General features: G+C 70.7%; 16 protein-coding genes. 12 read left to right on the forward strand and 4 right to left on the reverse strand.

Features of this window, described 5'->3' with window-relative positions:
* Positions 1-32 precede the first annotated feature (32 nt).
* The 11 genes from Aple_RS20795 (at position 33) to Aple_RS20845 (ending at position 11,943) form a co-directional block, all read left to right on the forward strand.
* Positions 33-1,526, forward strand: coding sequence for an FAD-dependent oxidoreductase (locus Aple_RS20795; protein ID WP_155346311.1), 1,494 nt, complete (start codon positions 33-35; stop codon positions 1,524-1,526).
* A gap of 84 nt (positions 1,527-1,610) precedes the next feature.
* Positions 1,611-2,318, forward strand: coding sequence for an IclR family transcriptional regulator (locus tag Aple_RS20800; RefSeq protein WP_155346312.1), 708 nt, complete (start codon positions 1,611-1,613; stop codon positions 2,316-2,318).
* A 112-nt stretch (positions 2,319-2,430) separates the two neighbouring features.
* Positions 2,431-2,775: an ArsR/SmtB family transcription factor gene (locus Aple_RS20805; protein ID WP_155346313.1), complete on the forward strand. Its 345-nt coding sequence runs from the start codon at positions 2,431-2,433 to the stop codon at positions 2,773-2,775.
* Positions 2,776-2,823: 48 nt separating this feature from the next.
* Positions 2,824-3,306 (forward strand): NADH-quinone oxidoreductase subunit B family protein, encoded by a 483-nt coding sequence (locus Aple_RS20810; protein ID WP_155346314.1) that lies wholly within the window; start codon positions 2,824-2,826, stop codon positions 3,304-3,306.
* A complete protein-coding gene (locus Aple_RS20815) occupies positions 3,303-5,312 on the forward strand; it encodes a proton-conducting transporter transmembrane domain-containing protein (RefSeq protein ID WP_155346315.1) in 2,010 nt (669 codons plus the stop codon). The genes Aple_RS20810 and Aple_RS20815 overlap by 4 nt, the downstream gene beginning before the upstream one ends.
* 5 nt (positions 5,313-5,317) lie before the next feature.
* A complete protein-coding gene (locus Aple_RS20820; protein WP_155346361.1) occupies positions 5,318-6,253 on the forward strand; it encodes a respiratory chain complex I subunit 1 family protein in 936 nt (311 codons plus the stop codon).
* 5 nt (positions 6,254-6,258) lie between these two features.
* Positions 6,259-6,939, forward strand: coding sequence for a hypothetical protein (locus Aple_RS20825; protein ID WP_246264670.1), 681 nt, complete (start codon positions 6,259-6,261; stop codon positions 6,937-6,939).
* Complete coding sequence (locus Aple_RS20830; RefSeq protein WP_155346316.1) at positions 6,939-8,390, forward strand: proton-conducting transporter transmembrane domain-containing protein; 1,452 nt, start codon at positions 6,939-6,941, stop codon at positions 8,388-8,390. The genes Aple_RS20825 and Aple_RS20830 overlap by 1 nt, the downstream gene beginning before the upstream one ends.
* Positions 8,387-9,847, forward strand: coding sequence for a hydrogenase large subunit (locus Aple_RS20835; protein ID WP_155346317.1), 1,461 nt, complete (start codon positions 8,387-8,389; stop codon positions 9,845-9,847). Before Aple_RS20830 ends, Aple_RS20835 begins: the two co-directional genes overlap by 4 nt.
* 82 nt (positions 9,848-9,929) lie before the next feature.
* Complete coding sequence (locus Aple_RS20840) at positions 9,930-10,580, forward strand: PadR family transcriptional regulator (protein ID WP_155346318.1); 651 nt, start codon at positions 9,930-9,932, stop codon at positions 10,578-10,580.
* Positions 10,581-10,737: 157 nt separating this feature from the next.
* Entirely contained in the window at positions 10,738-11,943 is a 1,206-nt protein-coding gene (locus Aple_RS20845; protein WP_155346319.1) for an FAD-dependent oxidoreductase, read from the forward strand.
* A 120-nt stretch (positions 11,944-12,063) separates the two neighbouring features.
* Here Aple_RS20845 and Aple_RS20850 read toward each other — a convergent pair whose 3' ends face one another.
* The 4 genes from Aple_RS20850 to Aple_RS20860 all read right to left on the reverse strand — a co-directional run bounded on the left by Aple_RS20850 (position 12,064) and on the right by Aple_RS20860 (position 14,877).
* Positions 12,064-12,501 carry a hypothetical protein gene (locus Aple_RS20850; RefSeq protein ID WP_155346320.1) on the reverse strand — a complete coding sequence of 146 codons (438 nt, stop codon included), beginning with the start codon at positions 12,499-12,501 and terminating at the stop codon, positions 12,064-12,066.
* Between the two features lie 134 nt (positions 12,502-12,635).
* A complete protein-coding gene (locus tag Aple_RS20855; RefSeq protein WP_246264671.1) occupies positions 12,636-13,595 on the reverse strand; it encodes an RNA polymerase subunit sigma-70 in 960 nt (319 codons plus the stop codon).
* Positions 13,596-13,726: 131 nt separating this feature from the next.
* Positions 13,727-14,137, reverse strand: coding sequence for a nitroreductase/quinone reductase family protein (locus tag Aple_RS52135; RefSeq protein ID WP_170321583.1), 411 nt, complete (start codon positions 14,135-14,137; stop codon positions 13,727-13,729).
* Complete coding sequence (locus Aple_RS20860; protein ID WP_155346322.1) at positions 14,134-14,877, reverse strand: SDR family oxidoreductase; 744 nt, start codon at positions 14,875-14,877, stop codon at positions 14,134-14,136. The genes Aple_RS52135 and Aple_RS20860 overlap by 4 nt, the downstream gene beginning before the upstream one ends.
* A 70-nt stretch (positions 14,878-14,947) precedes the next feature.
* Between Aple_RS20860 and Aple_RS20865 the strand changes: the two genes are divergently transcribed.
* Complete coding sequence (locus Aple_RS20865; RefSeq protein WP_155346323.1) at positions 14,948-15,832, forward strand: LysR family transcriptional regulator; 885 nt, start codon at positions 14,948-14,950, stop codon at positions 15,830-15,832.
* Positions 15,833-15,847: the final 15 nt, after the last annotated feature.

The following is a 15,847-nucleotide window of genomic DNA, read 5'->3' on the forward strand; positions in this document are numbered from 1 at the left end:
TGCCCCGGCGGCCACCGAACTAGGAGATCGTGATGTACCACACCGGGCCGTATGACCGGACCGTAGACGTTGTCGTGCTCGGGTTCGGCGACGCCGGCGCGGTCGCCGCGATCACCGCCCACGACGCCGGCGCCGAGGTGCTCGTCATCGAGAAGCAGCAGGCCCGCGATCACCGGCCGAACAGCAGGTACGCCGCCGGCTTCTTCCTGGTGCCCACCGACGTCGAGCGCGCGATCAAGTACCTCACCGCCCTGTATGCCGTCAACGACGAAACCGTCGACCCCGAACTGATCCGCACCTGGGCCACCGAGACCGCCGCCAACCCCGCCTGGCTGGACAGCCACGGCTGCGGCTACGCCGAGACGGGCATCCTCGGCGAACACCACACCGTGCCCGGCCACGACGCGATCACCGTGTACAAGGCGAAACCGGGCCCCCGCCCGCTGGGCTACACCGGCTGCCCGATGCACGGCTTCCTGCGCCACCTCGTCGCCGAACGCGGCATCGAGGTTCAGTACGGCACCGCCGCCCGCTGGCTCCTCACCGACGAGCGCGGCGCGGTCACCGGAGTCCAGACGGAACACGAGCGCATCGGCGTACGCCGGGGCGTGGTCCTCGCGGTGGGCGGCTACGAGGCCAGCAAACAGCTGAAAACGCAGTATCTGCCGGTCGGCCCGGTGCACTTCTACGGCACCGAGCACAACACCGGCGACGGCATCACGATGGCGGTCGAGGTGGGCGCCGAGCTGTGGCACATGAACGTCTGGCCCGGCCACTTCGTGGCCAGGTTCCCAGGTAGCGGCTATAGCGGGGGCACCGCGATCGACCTGTGGGGTTCGGGCAGGTTCGGCCCCGCCGAGGACAGCCACCCGCCAGGCTCCATCTTCGTGGACGGCTCCGCGCGCCGGTTCCTGCCGGAGCCCGGCCCGCAGCATGCCGCCCACCTGGAACTGCTGGGCATGAACGCGACCCGGCTCAGCCACCCGCGCGTACCCACCTGGTGGATCTTCGACCAGGCCAGGTTCGACGCGGCCACGCTGGTCCCGACCTACTCAGGACCCGCCGGACCGATCGGCGACTTCACCTGGAGCCCGGACAACACCGCCGAACTCCGCCGCGGCTGGATCCTGTCGGCGGACTCCGCGGCCGAGCTGGCCCTGCGCTGCGAGCTGGACCCGCTGGCCCTGGAGGCGACGATCGACCGCTACAACGACCACTGCGCGGACGGGGTGGACGCCGACTTCGGCCGCGACCCCGCCACCCTGACCCCGCTGCACGGCCCCCGGTATTTCGCGGTGCCGCTGTGGCCGGGCGGCTCGCACACCCTGGGTGGCCCGCGCCGCGACGCGGCGAGCCGCGTGGCCTCGGTTCGCGGCGGTTTCGTGGAAAACCTGTACGCCGCCGGTGAGCTAGGATCGCTCCACGGATTGCTCTATCCGGCGGGTGGGGGCAGCATCGCGGAATGCCTCGCGTTCGGCCGGATCGCGGGGCGCAACGCCGCGGCCAACATGATCGTCGGAGGATGACTCAGATGCGGCGAATGGCGCCGGGCGACCCCGCCGCGAGCGGGGCGCGCGGGTGGACACCGACAGCGGTAGGGGTGACTTCGTTTGGGCGCTAGTGATCACGCCGCCGAGGGCGCGAGTCCGGTCAGCGGCTCGCAGACCCTGGACCGCGGCCTGAAACTGCTCGAACTGCTCGCCACCGAGGACCGGGACATGACGGTGGCCGAGCTGGCCGCCTCGCTCGGCATGCACCGGCAGGCCGTCTACCGGCTGCTGACCACCCTGCGCACCCACCGGCTGGCCGCCGAGGGCAGCTCGGGGCGCTACCGGCTGGGTCTCGGCGTGATCCAGCTGGCCCGGCAGGCCAACCCGCACCTGCGCCGCGCCGTGCTGCCGCACCTGCGCACTCTGGCCGAGGAGCTTGGCGTCACCGCGCAGTGCGTGGTGGCCGAGGGCGACGACGCGGTGGTGCTCGCCGTGGTCGAACCGTCCGACGCGGTCTTCCACCTGTCCCAGCGCAGCGGCGCGCGGCACGCGCTGGCCCAGGGCGCCAGCGGTATCGCGATCATGATGTCCCGCGATCCCCAGGTCAGGGACTCCGAGGCCGTGATCGAGGCCAGGTCGCGCGGATACGCGGTCACCCGCGGCCACCTCACCCCCGGCGCGGTCGGCATCGCGGTGCCGCTCTACACGGCCGAAGGGCACGCGCTGGACGCCAGCCTTGGCATCGTGTCCATGATCGATCTCGACGTGGAGCGGACCGCGAGCCGCCTGATCGCCGCCGCCGACGAGATCACCGCCTCCGAACTCTGACGCCTGGCATTACCCACGATCTACCTCAATTTGGACGTTTGCGACTTGAAGAATTCTGCAATTATCGACATCATGTGTTGCCTAGATCGTGTTCTGGAGGGGGAGGGCTGACATGCCGGTTCCCCTGTATCAGGCCAAAGCGGAATTTTTCCGGACGCTGGGGCATCCGGTCCGCATCCAGGTGCTGGAACTCCTGCAGGCCGGGCCACGTCCGGTGCGCGATCTGCTCGCCGAGATCGAAGTGGAGCCGTCCAACCTGTCCCAGCAGCTGGCGGTGCTGCGACGAGCCGGAATCGTGACGTCCACCCGCGACGGATCCACCGTCGTCTACGCGCTGAGCAGCCCCGACGTGGCCGAGCTGATGCGCGCCGCGCGCCGGATCCTCACCGACATGATCGTCGGACAGGGCGAGCTGCTGGCCGAACTGCGCGACGCCGAGGAACCCCGCCCAGGCTGACGCTCCGCTCGGGATCAGGGATCGGGTACGACAGGGAGAGTCGCGGCAGTGAGTTTGTGGCAAAAGATCAGAAAGACCGGCCGGGTGGCGGAACCCGCCCCGGAGCGCGCCCCAGGCAATGTCCTGCCCGCGGCGGCGGAGCTGGGCGGCTCCGTGCAACTGCGGCACGTGGACGCGGGCTCGTGTAACGGCTGCGAGGTGGAGATCGCCTCCGTCTTCGGCCCGGTCTACGACGCCGAACGCTACGGCGCGCGGCTGGTGGCCTCTCCCCGCCACGCCGACGCCCTGGTGGTGACAGGACCGGTCACGCGCAACATGGAAGTGGCCCTGCGCCGCACCTACGAGGCGGTGCCGGAGCCCCGTCTGGTGATCGCGCTGGGGGACTGCGCCAGGAACTGCGGCGTGTTCGCCGGGGCATACGGCGTGACCGGCTCGGTCAGCGACGTCGTGCCGGTGGACGCGGAGATCCCGGGCTGCCCGCCGCGACCGGAGGCGATCGTCGCGGCGCTGCGTGAGCTGACCGGCCGATGAACCTGGTCGGCACGCTGTTCATCGCCGCCCTGGCCGTCTGCGCGGCATCGGTGCTGGCCGGACTCACCGCGCCGACACGGCTGCGGCTCCCGCTGGCCGGTCTCGGCACGGCGGGCGCGGGCGCGCTGGGCACGGCGGCGGGCCTGGCGGCCCTGCTCGGCGGCTCGTGGTCGGCCTGGCTGCCCGAGCTGCTCCCGCTGGCCGGGGTCAGGCTGGCGATCGACCCGCTGGCCGGGCTGTTCATCGCGGTCACCGGTGTCGTGGCGCTCTGCGCGGCGATCTACGGCATCGGCTACTCGCGCGAGGGCCTCGACGGGCGGGTGGTGCAGGCCACCGCGCCCCTGTTCGTGGCCGCGATGCTGCTGGTCCCCGCCGCCGCGAGCGTGAGCACGTTCCTGGTGGCGTGGGAGCTGATGGCGATCACCTCCCTGCTGCTGGTGGTCGCCGATCACCGGCACCGGCCCGCGGTGGGCGAGGCCGGTCTCTGGTACGGCGTGATGACCCACCTCGGCTTCGTCACGATCCTGGCCGGCCTACTCGCCTTCGCGGCCGGAGCGGGCGGCGAATCCTTCGACCAACTCCGGCAGGCGGACCTGTCCCCAGCCCTGCGGGGCACGGTGTTCCTGGCGACCGTGGTGGGTTTCGCCTCCAAAGCGGGCATCGTCCCGCTGCACGTGTGGCTGCCCCGAGCCCACCCCGAGGCCCCGAGCCAGATCTCGGCCCTGATGAGCGCCGCGATGGTCAACATGGGCGTGTACGGCATCGTCCGCGTTGGCCTGGACCTGCTCCACGGCGGACCGGTCTGGTGGTGGATGGTCGTGCTGATCGCGGGCGCGATCTCGGCGCTGTACGGCATCCTGCAAGCCGCCGTGGCCGCCGACCTCAAACGGCTGCTCGGCCACTCCACCACGGAGAACATGGGCCTGGTCCTCATCGGGGTAGGCGCGGCGGGCCTGTTCGCCGCCTGGGGCAACGCCGTCCTGGCCGCCCTGGCTCTGACCGCCGCGCTGCTGCACGTGGTCAACCACGCCGGATTCAAGACGGTGCTGTTCCTGGCCGCGGGTTCGGTGCAGCGGGCCACCGGGACGCGTGATCTCGATCAGCTGGGCGGGCTTCGCGCGCGCATGCCGTACACGACCGGGCTGTTCGCGGTCGGGGCGTTGTGCGCGTCCGCGCTGCCGCCGGGGAACGCGTTCGTCAGCGAGTGGCTGCTCCTGCAGAGCCTGATCCACGCGCTGCCGACCTCCGGCGTGGTGGGGGCGGTGAGCATGCCGCTGGCCGTGGGCGTGATCGCGTTGTCGGCCGGGCTGGCGGTCGCCACCTTCGTCAAGGCCTTCGGCATCGGATTCCTCGCCAAACCGCGCGGCCCGGGGGCCGGACGCGCGGCCGAAAGTCCCCCGGCCATGCTCGGCGGGATGGCCCTGGCCGCCGGCTGCTGCCTGGTCCTGGCGCTCGCGCCCACCGCGATCCTCCCCGTTCTGGGCCACGCGGTGGCCGTGGCGCTCCCCGGTCCCGGCGCGGTGACCGGGGAGGTGTCCCTGCACCTGGCCGGGATCTCCAGCGTGATCTCGCCGCTGCTCATCGCCGTCGCGCTGGGGGTGGCGGTCGCGGGCGCGCTGGCCCTGACCCGGGTGGTCGCCACCCGCCGGGCACGGCGAGCCGCCCGCCTGTGGGACTGCGGCGGAGGCCCGATGTCGGCCCGGATGGAATACACGGCGACCTCGTTCGCCGAGCCGCTGCAGCGGGTCTTCGACAACGTGCTGGCCCCGGAGAGCGACGTGGACGTGACCCCGGTCAAGGAATCCGCCTACCTGGTGGAATCCGTACGGTTCCGGGCCAAGGTGCCGGACCGGATCGAGCGCCGCCTGTACGAGCCGGTGCTGTCCGCGCTGACTTTCGTCGGCCGGAGCGCGCGGCACCTGGCCACCGGAAGCGTGCACCGCTACCTGGCCTACGGATTCTGGGCGCTCACCGGCGCGCTGATCATGCTGGCGGTGTTCCAGTGACGCACGTGGCCGGAGCGGTGCTGCAGGTGGTTCTCGTCGCGGTAGGGTCCCCCCTGCTGGTCGGGATGATGCGCCAGGTCAGGGCCCGGCTGGAAGGCCGGGCGGGCGCGGGGATCGGCCAGCCGTGGCGGGACCTGCGCAAGCTCGTGCGCAAGGAGCCGATCGCCCCCGACGGCACCGGCTGGGTGTTCCGAGCCGCGCCACTGCTGCTGGCCGGCACGGTGCTCGTGGTGGCGGCCGTGGTGCCGCTGGTGTCCACCACCTCGCCGCTGGACGAGGTCGCCGACCTGTTCGCGGTGGTGGCGCTGCTGGCGCTGGGCTCGGTCGCGCTCGCGCTGGGCGCCCTGGACACCTCCACCGCGTTCGGCGGGATGGGTGCCAGCCGGGAGATGATCGTGCTCGCGCTGGTGGAGCCCACCATCCTGCTGTCGGTGTTCGCGCTGTCGGTCCGGGTCGGCACCACCAACCTGGGCACGATCGTCACCTCGGCGGTGGCCGACCCGCTGGCCGTGATCTCCCCGGCCAGCCTGCTCGCGGCGGCCGCGCTGGCGATCGTCACGTTCGCCGAGACCGGCCGGATCCCGGTGGACAACCCGTCCACCCACCTGGAACTGACCATGATCCACGAGGCCATGGTCCTGGAGTACGCCGGTCCCGACCTGGCGCTCATCGAGTGGGCGTCCGCGATGCGCCTCTCGGTCCTGCTCGGCCTGCTGACCAGCCTGTTCGCCCCGTGGGGCATCGCGACCGGGAGCGCAGGGCCGGGAGCGCTCCTGCTGGCGGCGGTGGTCGTCACCGTCAAGGTGGCCCTGCTGGGGGCGCTCCTGGCGGCCGGTGAGGTGTTCATGGCCAAGCTGCGGCTGTTCCGCATCCCCGAACTGCTCGCCGGGTCCTTCCTGATGGCCCTGCTGGCCGTCGCGGCGTCCTTCTTCCTGGCGTGAGGTCCATGACTGAAACGATGTTCACCCTGCCGCCCTCGCTGTACGTCCCGCTGCTGGACCTGGCCTGCGGCGCGTTCCTGCTGACCGGGATGATGGTGCTCTGGCGGCGCGACCTGGCGGCGATCGTCCGGCTGTTCGCCCTGCAGGGCATCGCGTTGGCGGCGCTGATCGTCGTGCTCGGCGTGTACGAGCAGGATGTGGAGCTGGTCGCCGTCGGTCTTGGTGTCGGTGCGCTTCGCGCCGGGCTGTTGCCGTACCTGATGCGCCGCGCCCTGATCGCCGGCGGCGCGGGCCGGGAGGTGCGGCCCGTGGTGAACGTGGCGACCTCGCTGCTGGTGGCGGCGGTGCTGGCCATGCTCGCCTACGCCGTCGCCCAGCCGCTGATACGGCTGTCGCCCACGCCCGCCACCCAGGCCGTGCCGATCGCGCTGACCGTGCTGCTGGTCGGGTTCTTCGTCCTGGTCACCCGGCGGCGCGCGCTGTCGCAGGTGGTGGGCTTCCTGCTGATGGACAACGCCATCACCATGACCGCGTTCCTCACCACCAGCGGGGTGCCGCTCGTGGTCGAGCTGGGGATCTCGATGGACGTGCTGCTGGCCGTCCTGGTGTTCCAGGTTCTGACCACCCGGATGCGCGCCGCTTTCGGCGGCACCGACCTGGACGAGCTCCGGGAGCTGCACGACTGATGAGCACCCTGCTGATCCTCGCCCCTGTTGGGTTTCCCCTGCTCGCCGCCGCCGGCTGCGCGGTGTTCGGCTGGAACCGGGTGACCGCGTGGCTGGGCGCGGCGGCCGCGGCCGGGCTGCTCGCCGCCGCGATCGGGCTCGCCGTGACCGGGCCGGGGTCCGCGCTGTGGGGGCTGCTGCGGGCGGACGCGCTCAGCGCGTACATGCTGATCGTGATCGGGGTGGTGGCCCTGCTCGCGATGGCCGCCAGCCCCGCCTACCTGGCGGCCGAGCTGGCCGCCGGGCACACCTGGCCGCGCGCCATGCGCCGCTACGGCATGCTCACCCAGGCGTTCGTCGCCGCGATGGCCCTGGCCGTGCTCTCCTCCAGCCTGGGCATGCTCTGGGTGGCGGTGGAGGCGACCACCATCGTCACCGCCTTCCTCGTCGGCCACCGGCACACCCGGGAGGCGACCGAGGCGGCCTGGAAATACGTGGTCATCTGCTCGGTGGGCATCGCGCTGGCGCTGCTGGGCATCGTGCTGGTGCACTACGCGGCCTCCCACGTGGGCGTGGCCTCCCTGGACTGGACGACCCTGTCCTTGCACGCCGACCGGCTCGACCCCGGGGTGATGCGGGTCGCCGTGGTCCTGCTCGTGCTCGGGTTCGGCACCAAGGCCGGGCTCGCGCCGCTGCACGCCTGGCTGCCCGACGCCCACAGCCAGGCCCCCGCGCCGGTCTCGGCGCTGATGTCCGGGGTGCTGCTGTCGGTGGCGTTCTACGCCATCCTGCGGGTCAAGGTCATCGCCGACGCCGCCCTCGGCACCGGTTTCACCCGCCTGCTGCTCGTCGTCGTGGCCCTGGCCTCCCTGCTGGTCACGGCCCTGCTGCTGCTGGCCCAGCGGGACTACAAGCGCCTGCTGGCCTACTCCAGCATCGAGCACATGGGGCTGATCGCCCTGGGCACGGCCATCGGCGGCACGCTCGCGCTGACCGCCGTCCTGCTGCACATCCTCGGCCACGGGCTCGGCAAATCGGTGCTGTTCCTCAGCGCCGGGCACCTCCACCAGGCCGTCGGCAGCAGCCGCGTCCACGCCGTGCGCGGCCTGGCGGCGCGCGCGCCGCTGCTGGCCGGAGCGTTCGCGCTCGGCCTGCTGGCCCTGCTCGGGCTGCCACCGTTCAGCCTGTTCGCCAGCGAGCTGGGCATCGCCAGGGCCGGTTTCGCCGCCGGTCTCGGCTGGGTGATCGCGCCGGCCTTCGTGCTGGTGCTGGTCATCGCCGCCGCCCTCGGCCGGCACGCCAGGGACATGCTCCTGGGCCCCGCCTCCCCGGCCGACGCCATCCCGATGCCCCGCAGTGTGGCCGCCACGCTGATCGCCGGGCTGGCCGCGTGCGCCGTCCTGGGCGTCGCCGCCGGACCCCTGAACACCCTGCTGAGGACCGCCGCTTCCATCGCCGGAGCCCTGCCATGACCACACGCACCGTCAGCCCCGGCGACCTGACCGGCGCGGCCACCGAGCTGATCGCCCGAGGCCACCGGCTCGCCCTGATGTCGGCCCACCAGGAGGCCCGGGGATTCGGCGTGGTCTACCTGTTCACCGCCCCCGGCCTCGACCACACCGAACTCCACCTCCACCTGCCGCCGGACGACCCCACGCTGCCCAGCCTCGCCCGGGTGTCGTTCCCCGCCGGCCGCTTCGAGCGGGAGATCCGCGACCTGTACGGCATCACGCCGCTCGACCACCCGCAGCCGCGCCGCCTGGTCCGCCACCACCACTGGCCACGCGGCTGGTACCCGATGCGCGCCGACGCGGGCCCGCCCCCCGCCTTCGGCGACCCCGAAGGGCCGTTTCCCTTCCTTACCGTGGAAGGGCCGGGCGTGTACGAGATTCCCGTCGGTCCCGTCCACGCCGGCCTCATCGAACCCGGGCATTTCCGCTTCTCCGTCGTCGGCGAGACCGTCCTGAAGCTCAAAGCCCGGCTCTGGTTCGTCCACAGGGGCATCGAGAAGCTCTTCCAGGGCCGAGCCCCGGCCGACGCGTTGCCGCTGGCCGAACGGGTGAGCGGCGACACCTCCGTCGGCCACGCCCTGGCCTACTGCCTGGCCGTGGAGGAGGCCACCGGCACGGCGGTGCCGGACGAGGCGCGCGGCGCGCGGGCGATCCTGCTGGAGCTGGAACGCCTCTACAACCACGTCACCGATCTCGGCGCCCTGTGCAACGACGTCGCCCACGGCATCCTGCACGCGCACGCGGGACGGGTGCGCGAGCAGCTCCTGCGGATCAACGACGAGGTCACCGGGCACCGGCTGCTCCGCGGCGGCGTGATCCTGGGCGGCGCGGCGCTCCGCGCGCTGCCCGATCCGGCCCGCCTGGCGGCCATCGGGGCGGACGTCGCCGAGATCGTCGAGCTCGCCCTGTCCCACACGGTGGTCGCCGACCGGTTCACCGGCACCGCGCTCCTGCCTTTCGCGGCCGCCCGCGACCTGGGCACCCTCGGCTACGTCGCCCGTGCCAGCGGTCTCGACACGGACGCCCGCCGAGACCACCCCAGTGCCGACCTCGGCTCGTTCACCCCGGCCCTGCGCACCGGCGGGGACGTCCTGGCCCGCTTCCAGATCCGCGCGGACGAGATCGCCAGTTCCATCGAGCTGATCTCGTGGCTGGTCAGCAGATCGGCCTCCGGCCAGAGCGTCCCTCCTGCGATGGACCGGCAGGCGTCCGGTGTCGGGATCGCCGAAGGCTGGCGCGGCACCATCGTCCACCGGGTGGAACTCGCCCCCGACGGCACGCTCGCCCGCGTGAAGATCGTCGACCCGTCGTTCGTCAACTGGCCCGCGCTGCCCGTCGCCCTCAACGGCGCGATCGTGCCCGACTTCCCCCTGGTCAACAAGAGCTTCAACCTCTCCTACGCAGGCAACGACCTGTAGCCGTGGTCTTTTAGGACCTCTTGCTCATCGCTTATTCGTGCGCATATACTCGTCTACAAGTAATCGTGAACGAGGAGGGGAAATGCCGAAGCGGCGCAAGGTCAGCAACCTGCTGGCGCTCGCCGTGCTGTCCGCCCTCGTCCAGCGCCCCATGCACCCCTACGAGATCGCCACCGCACTGCGCGGCTGGGGCAAAGATCAGGACATGGAGATCAAGTGGGGATCTCTCTACACAGTCGTCCGCAACATGGACAAACACGGCCTGATCGAGGCCGTGGAAAGCGTCCGCGAAGGCCGTAGGCCCGAGCGCACCGTCTATCGCATCACCGACGAAGGACGCGCGGAGCTGGTCGACTGGGCGCGCGAGCTGGTCTCCACGCCCGTGCGGGAACATCCGCGCTTCCGCGCCGGGCTGTCGGTGCTGGCCGCGCTCCACCCGGACGAGGCCACAAGCCTCCTGCGGCGGCGGCTGGACCTGCTGGAAGACCACATCACGGCACTGCGTGAGGAACTCGCGCAGTATCTGCGGGAGAACATTCCGCGGCTGTTCCTGGTCGAGTCGGAATACGACCTGGCCATCCAGGAGGCGGAAGCGACCTGGATCCGCTCGCTACTCGCCGAGCTCACCTCGGGCGCCTACCCGGGGCTGGACGCGTGGCGGGCCTACCACGAAACCGGCGAGATACCGGCAGAGCTGACAGAACTAGCCGAAAGGACCAGCTCCACGGAGTAATTCAGGGCCCTGGCGCGGTGCGCCAACACCACGCCAGGACCCTTTCCTCGAACCACACCTGGGAAGGCGCTCGGCCCGAGGCGGCAACCACGAGGATAGCCTGCTCCCTCCCAGGGCGGTTCGGACGTACGCAACCGATCACCCAAGGGAGAAGACCATGACTCAGGTCAAGACAGCGATCGTCATCGGCGGCGGCATCGCCGGCCCCGTGGCCGCCCTCGCGCTGCACAAGGCGGGCATCACGGCAACCGTCTACGAGGCGTACCCCAGCACCGCCGACGGCATCGGCGGCACCTTCGCACTCGCCCCGAACGGCGTCGCGGCCCTGCGCACCATCGGCGCGGCCGAAACCGTGACCGCGATCTCCACGCCGCTCCCGCGCATGGTCATGTCCGTCGGCGGCAAGCACCTGGACCTGCCCGGCCTGGCCGACATGCCGCCCCTGCAGCAGGTGCACCGCAGCGACCTCTACCGCTCCCTGCACGACCGCGCCGCCGCCGACGGCATCCCCATCGAGTACGGCAAGCGCCTGGTCGACGCGCAGGAAACCGCGACGGGCGTCACCGCCAGATTCGCCGACGGCAGCACCGCCACCGCGGACATCCTCATCGGGGCAGACGGCGTCCGATCCACCGTGCGCCGCCTCATCGACCCGAACGCGGCCGGCCCCCTGTACACCGGACTGCTCGGCTTCGAGGCGGTCGCGCGGCACGAGGTGGACGCCGAACCCGGCACGCTGACCTTCGCCTTCGGCAAGGGCGGCTACTACCTCTACTGGCCGGAGCCAGGCGGCGGCACCCGATGGGGTGTCAACCTGCCCCAAGACCGGCCGTTGAGCCTCACCGAGGCCCGCGCCGTGCCCTCGTCCGACTGGATGCGAACGCTGCGCACCACCTTCGCCGACGATGATCCCGGCCGTGACCTGATGCTGACCAGCAACGCCGACGAACTGCAGGTCGTGGGATCACTGCACATCATGCCCCCGGTCAAGCACTGGCATCGAGGCCGCATGGTCCTGGTCGGCGACTCGGCGCACGCCCCCTCCAACAGCTCCGGCCAGGGCGCCTCACTGTCGATCGAAAGCGCCGTGCAACTGGCCCGCTGCCTGCGCGACCTCCCTGACATCCCCTCTGCGTACGCCACCTTCGAGCGCCTGCGGCGCGAACGCGTGGAGAAGGTCGCCCGCCGCGCGGCACGGATCAACCAGGCCAAGGCTCCGGGCGCGGTGGCCAGAGCGCTGATGCCCCTGCTGATGCCACTCCTGATGAAGACCGCCATGAACCCGGAGAAGACGATCGGTCCCGAACAGCGCTACGTGATCGACTGGGACGCCCCGGTGACGTCGGATCGCGTGCCTGCCTGACATCTCCGCCTGGTGGCACATTCGCGGAATGCGCCACCAGGCGTTCGATCATGCGAATTTCGGCGACATGCTCCTGGCGGCAATGCTCGCCGACGTGGGGTTGGTCCAGCCGGAGGCGGGTTAGTGGCTCGTCGTGATTCTGGTCATGGCGGAGTCGTAGCCTCCGCCGCCTGGGTAGACCCACGCACCGGTCACCGTGTTCCCGTCCTGGCTGAAGGTGCCCTGGTAGTAGGCGGGCGATCCCTTCTCCCCGCCCCAGATGGTGAGAGTGTCGCCGTCCAGTTCGTACACGTAGTCGAAGGTCTCGCCATTGCTGCCGTAGTAGCGGGACTTGATGTCCTTACCCGGCTCCTCCGACCCGAACGTACGCTCGCGGCCGATCATCTCCACCCCCTTGATCGGCTTACCCTCCGACTCCATCTCGATGTCCTGAACAAGGAAGAAGCCACCCGCCAACCACCGGTAGGTGACCGTCCCCTGCGTCCCGCCCGTGACCCGCCACGCACCGACCAGCCGGTCCAGTGCCTTGATCGCCGGGTCCGGGATATTCTCGGTCATGATCATTCCTCTCTTCGCGTCTCACCCGTATGACGGGCGGGCGAACCCAAAGGAATCGGCGCGCTGTGGCCAGCCCGCGCAAGGAGGAATCGGTGCGCGCTCACAACCTCCTGGCCGGCCGGCTCGGCGGGTGCTCACAGCCTCGTGGCCAGCCCGAACGCGGCGAACAGCTCGACGCCGAACGTGGTGATCTCCACGACCCGGTCGCCTTCGATCCGCAGGACGTCGAGATTGACGGCGGAGAAGTCGTGTTCGCCGTGCCGCCGGACATAGTTGGCCACCGTGGGTTGCCGGTTCGCGGCGGTGAGCACCCCGCGCCACTCGCCCCAAGCCTGCGGCCCGACCAGGACCGGCCGCCACATCGCCAGGATCGCCTCCCGCCCGTCATACACGGCCGCCAGCGGCGGCATCATCTGCCGTGCGTCCGCACGCAACAACTCGGCCAGCGCCGCGAGATCGGCTCTGTCGGAGGCCTCCAGGTAGCGTTGGAGCACGGCACGCTCCTCCTCGCTCGGCGAGGCACGCCGACCCCACTCCGAACGCCTTTCAGGCAACTGCTCGCGCATCGTCACCCGGGCCCGCTGCAGCGCACTTTTAACCGAAGCGACGCTCAACTCAAGCGTCGCCGCGGTCTCGGCCGCAGGCCAGCCCAGCACGTCACGCAGGATCAACACCGCCCGCTGCTTCGGCGGCAGATGCTGGATAGCCGCCAGAAACGCCAGCTCGATCGTCTCTCTAGCGATCACGACAGCGTCAGGCTCCCCCTCACCGGGCGCGGCCAGATCCAGCAAAGCATCCGGATACGGCTGCAACCACCCAACCTCAGCCATCGGCACCCGCATCCCATCGGCACCCGCCGCCACGCCAACCTCCCGGCCGCGCGCGGGGCTGGAGAGCACATCCAGGCAGGCATTCGTCGCGATCCGATACAGCCAGGCCCGAAACGTCGATCGCCCCTGGAAACTCTCCCGCTTACGCCACGCTCGAAGCAGCGCCTCCTGAACAAGGTCCTCCGCCTCGGTGAACGAGCCAAGCATCCGATAACAGTGCACCCGAAGCTCATGCCGATAACGCTGCGCAAGCTCAGCGAACACCCCCTGATCGCCCAACCGCACAGCCTCAACTGCCTCGCTACCGCCCAACTCACCCTCTGCCACAGCGCACCTCCCGAGTCCGTCCACACTAGGACGGTCAACCCGCACGGCGGCCAGGCCGGCGTCTGCGCTCAATGACTCTTGTGGCTGCCGCCGTTTTCGACCGGGTCTAGGCGGAAGGCCGGATGGTCGGTTGAGCTGGGCATTTGGTCGAAGAAGCGTTGTACCTGCCATCGGTCCCGATAGACGGCGACAATGTGTGACCGCTGCTCCTCGGACAGCTCTACCGCCAGGTACGCCTGCCGCCTACCCCGTCTTCGGATGGTGCAACGCTCGGCGGTACGGAGATTGCGCACCCAATGGGTCTGACCCCGCATGGAGACCACATACCGATTTCCGGCGAATTCGAGCACGTTGACCGGGACGCGTTGGAGGGTGCCGGTCTGGCGTCGTGCGACATCGAGGGTGCTGGCCATTCCCAGCCATCGAATCAGGGGGTTGACCACATGTACGGTGAACCACCCCGGACGCTGGTAACTCACCAGGGCACCTGGCCGTCGTCGTTGAAGAAGCCGCCGGTGGGGCCGTCGGGGCCGAGGGTGGCAAGGCGTACGGCGATGGCGGCGCCCTGGGCGGCGGTGCGGTGGACGGGGACGCCGGTCGGTCTGGTGAGGTCGGTGTCGCAGCCGCCGGGGTCGGCGGCGTTGACGAGGATGCCGGCCTCGCGGAGGTCTTTGGCGTATTGCACGGTCAGGGCGTTGAGTGCGGTTTTGGAGGGGGCGTACCCGGCTAATCCTGGGAGCCAGGCCATCGGACCGCCGGGGGCGTGGGCGGTCAGCGAGCCGACGCTGCTGGAGATGTTGACGATCCTGGGGGCGGGGGAGCGGGTCAGGAGGGGGAGCATGGCGTTGGTCACCGTGATGACGCCGAAGACGTTGGTGTCGAATACCTCGCGTATCGCGTCGAGGCTGGCGGTGCTGGGTGACTGCTGGGTGAGGCTCCCGGAGATCCCGGCGTTGTTGATCAATACGTCGAGGTGGCCGAAGCGTTGTTCGATCTGTGCGGCGGCGGTCGTGGCCGTGTCCGGGCGGGTGACGTCGAGTGTGATCGGGTGGGCGTCGGCGCCGGTGGATCGCAGTGCCTCGGCCGCCTTGCCGCCGCGGTCCGGATCTCTGGCCGCGAGCAGGACTGTCATGCCCAGCGCGGCGAGTTGAGTGGCGATCTCGTACCCAATGCCCTTGTTCGCGCCGGTCACGAGGGCGACCTTGGTGTCGGTTGTCATGATCACACGACACCATGGAGTAGGCGCGGAGGGCCAAGACCAGCTCGATCACAAGCGATACCCTGGGGGTATGGATGCTCGCGAGCTTGCCTATTTCGTGGCGGTTGCCGAGGAGTTGAACTTCAGCCGGGCGGCGGAGCGCCTCGGTATCGCGCAGCCGCCTCTCTCCAGGGCCGTCAAGCAGCTCGAACGTCGTCTGGGCGTGGTGTTGCTGGAGCGGACCAGCCGGAGGGTCACGCTCACGGCGGCGGGGCAGGTGTTGCTCGAGGAGGGGAGGCGGGCCCTGGACGGGCTGGCGGCGGCTGCTCGTCGGGCACAGCGGGCGGGACGGCAGGATCCCAGGCTGGTCCTGGTGGCGAAAGCCGTCGGCGACGGTGGCATGATGCCGGACATCCTGGCCGCCTACGAGCGCGAACCGGACGCGATCCCCGTCGAGGTGCTGTTCTGCGGGTTCGGCGAGCACGCGGCCTTGCTGCGCGGCGGTTTCGCCGACGTTGGGCTGCTGCATGGCCGGCCTGACCTGACGGGGCTCGACTCGGAGGACTTGCTGGTCGAGAGCCAGATCGCCGTCCTGCCGGCTCGTCATCGGTTGGCCGGAAAGGAGGCGGTGACCTTGGCGGACCTGGAAGGTGAGGTCTTGCCGCGCTGGGCGGGCCTGCCCCAGGGCGGCGGCCCCGAAGTGCGTGACGCCGGGCAGTTGATGCAGCTCATCGTGATGGGGCGGACCATCGCCGTCCTGCCGGAGTCCGCTCGTGCCTACCTGGGCGGCGACGTGGTGTGCGTGCCCGTTCTCGACGCGCCGCCGATCACCATGATGATCGCCTGGCCGGAGCAGAGCCGGTCACCGGCCCTCGCCGCTTTCGTCCGCGCGGCGACCGACGTGGCCGCCCGCCGTGGTGAGAGGTGGGAGCCCGGACGGCTCCCCGCCGACCTCGAAACGGTGCGAAACCCCTGACCTGGTGTATGTCCC

Origin of the sequence: Acrocarpospora pleiomorpha (assembly GCF_009687885.1) — a bacterium.
Taxonomy (GTDB): domain Bacteria; phylum Actinomycetota; class Actinomycetes; order Streptosporangiales; family Streptosporangiaceae; genus Acrocarpospora; species Acrocarpospora pleiomorpha.

Bases quoted from the DNA above. Each gene is read 5' to 3' on its own strand.
- Aple_RS20795 (WP_155346311.1), top strand. From the start codon at position 33: ATGTACCACACCGGGCCGTATGACCGGACCGTAGACGTTGTCGTGCTC.
- Aple_RS20805 (WP_155346313.1), top strand. From the start codon at position 2,431: ATGCCGGTTCCCCTGTATCAGGCCAAAGCGGAATTTTTCCGGACGCTG.
- Aple_RS20815 (WP_155346315.1), top strand. From the start codon at position 3,303: ATGAACCTGGTCGGCACGCTGTTCATCGCCGCCCTGGCCGTCTGCGCG.
- Aple_RS20825 (WP_246264670.1), top strand. From the start codon at position 6,259: ATGACTGAAACGATGTTCACCCTGCCGCCCTCGCTGTACGTCCCGCTG.
- Aple_RS20830 (WP_155346316.1), top strand. From the start codon at position 6,939: ATGAGCACCCTGCTGATCCTCGCCCCTGTTGGGTTTCCCCTGCTCGCC.
- Aple_RS20835 (WP_155346317.1), top strand. From the start codon at position 8,387: ATGACCACACGCACCGTCAGCCCCGGCGACCTGACCGGCGCGGCCACC.
- Aple_RS20840 (WP_155346318.1), top strand. From the start codon at position 9,930: ATGCCGAAGCGGCGCAAGGTCAGCAACCTGCTGGCGCTCGCCGTGCTG.
- Aple_RS20845 (WP_155346319.1), top strand. From the start codon at position 10,738: ATGACTCAGGTCAAGACAGCGATCGTCATCGGCGGCGGCATCGCCGGC.
- Aple_RS20850 (WP_155346320.1), bottom strand. From the start codon at position 12,501: ATGACCGAGAATATCCCGGACCCGGCGATCAAGGCACTGGACCGGCTG.
- Aple_RS20860 (WP_155346322.1), bottom strand. From the start codon at position 14,877: ATGACAACCGACACCAAGGTCGCCCTCGTGACCGGCGCGAACAAGGGC.
- Aple_RS20865 (WP_155346323.1), top strand. From the start codon at position 14,948: ATGGATGCTCGCGAGCTTGCCTATTTCGTGGCGGTTGCCGAGGAGTTG.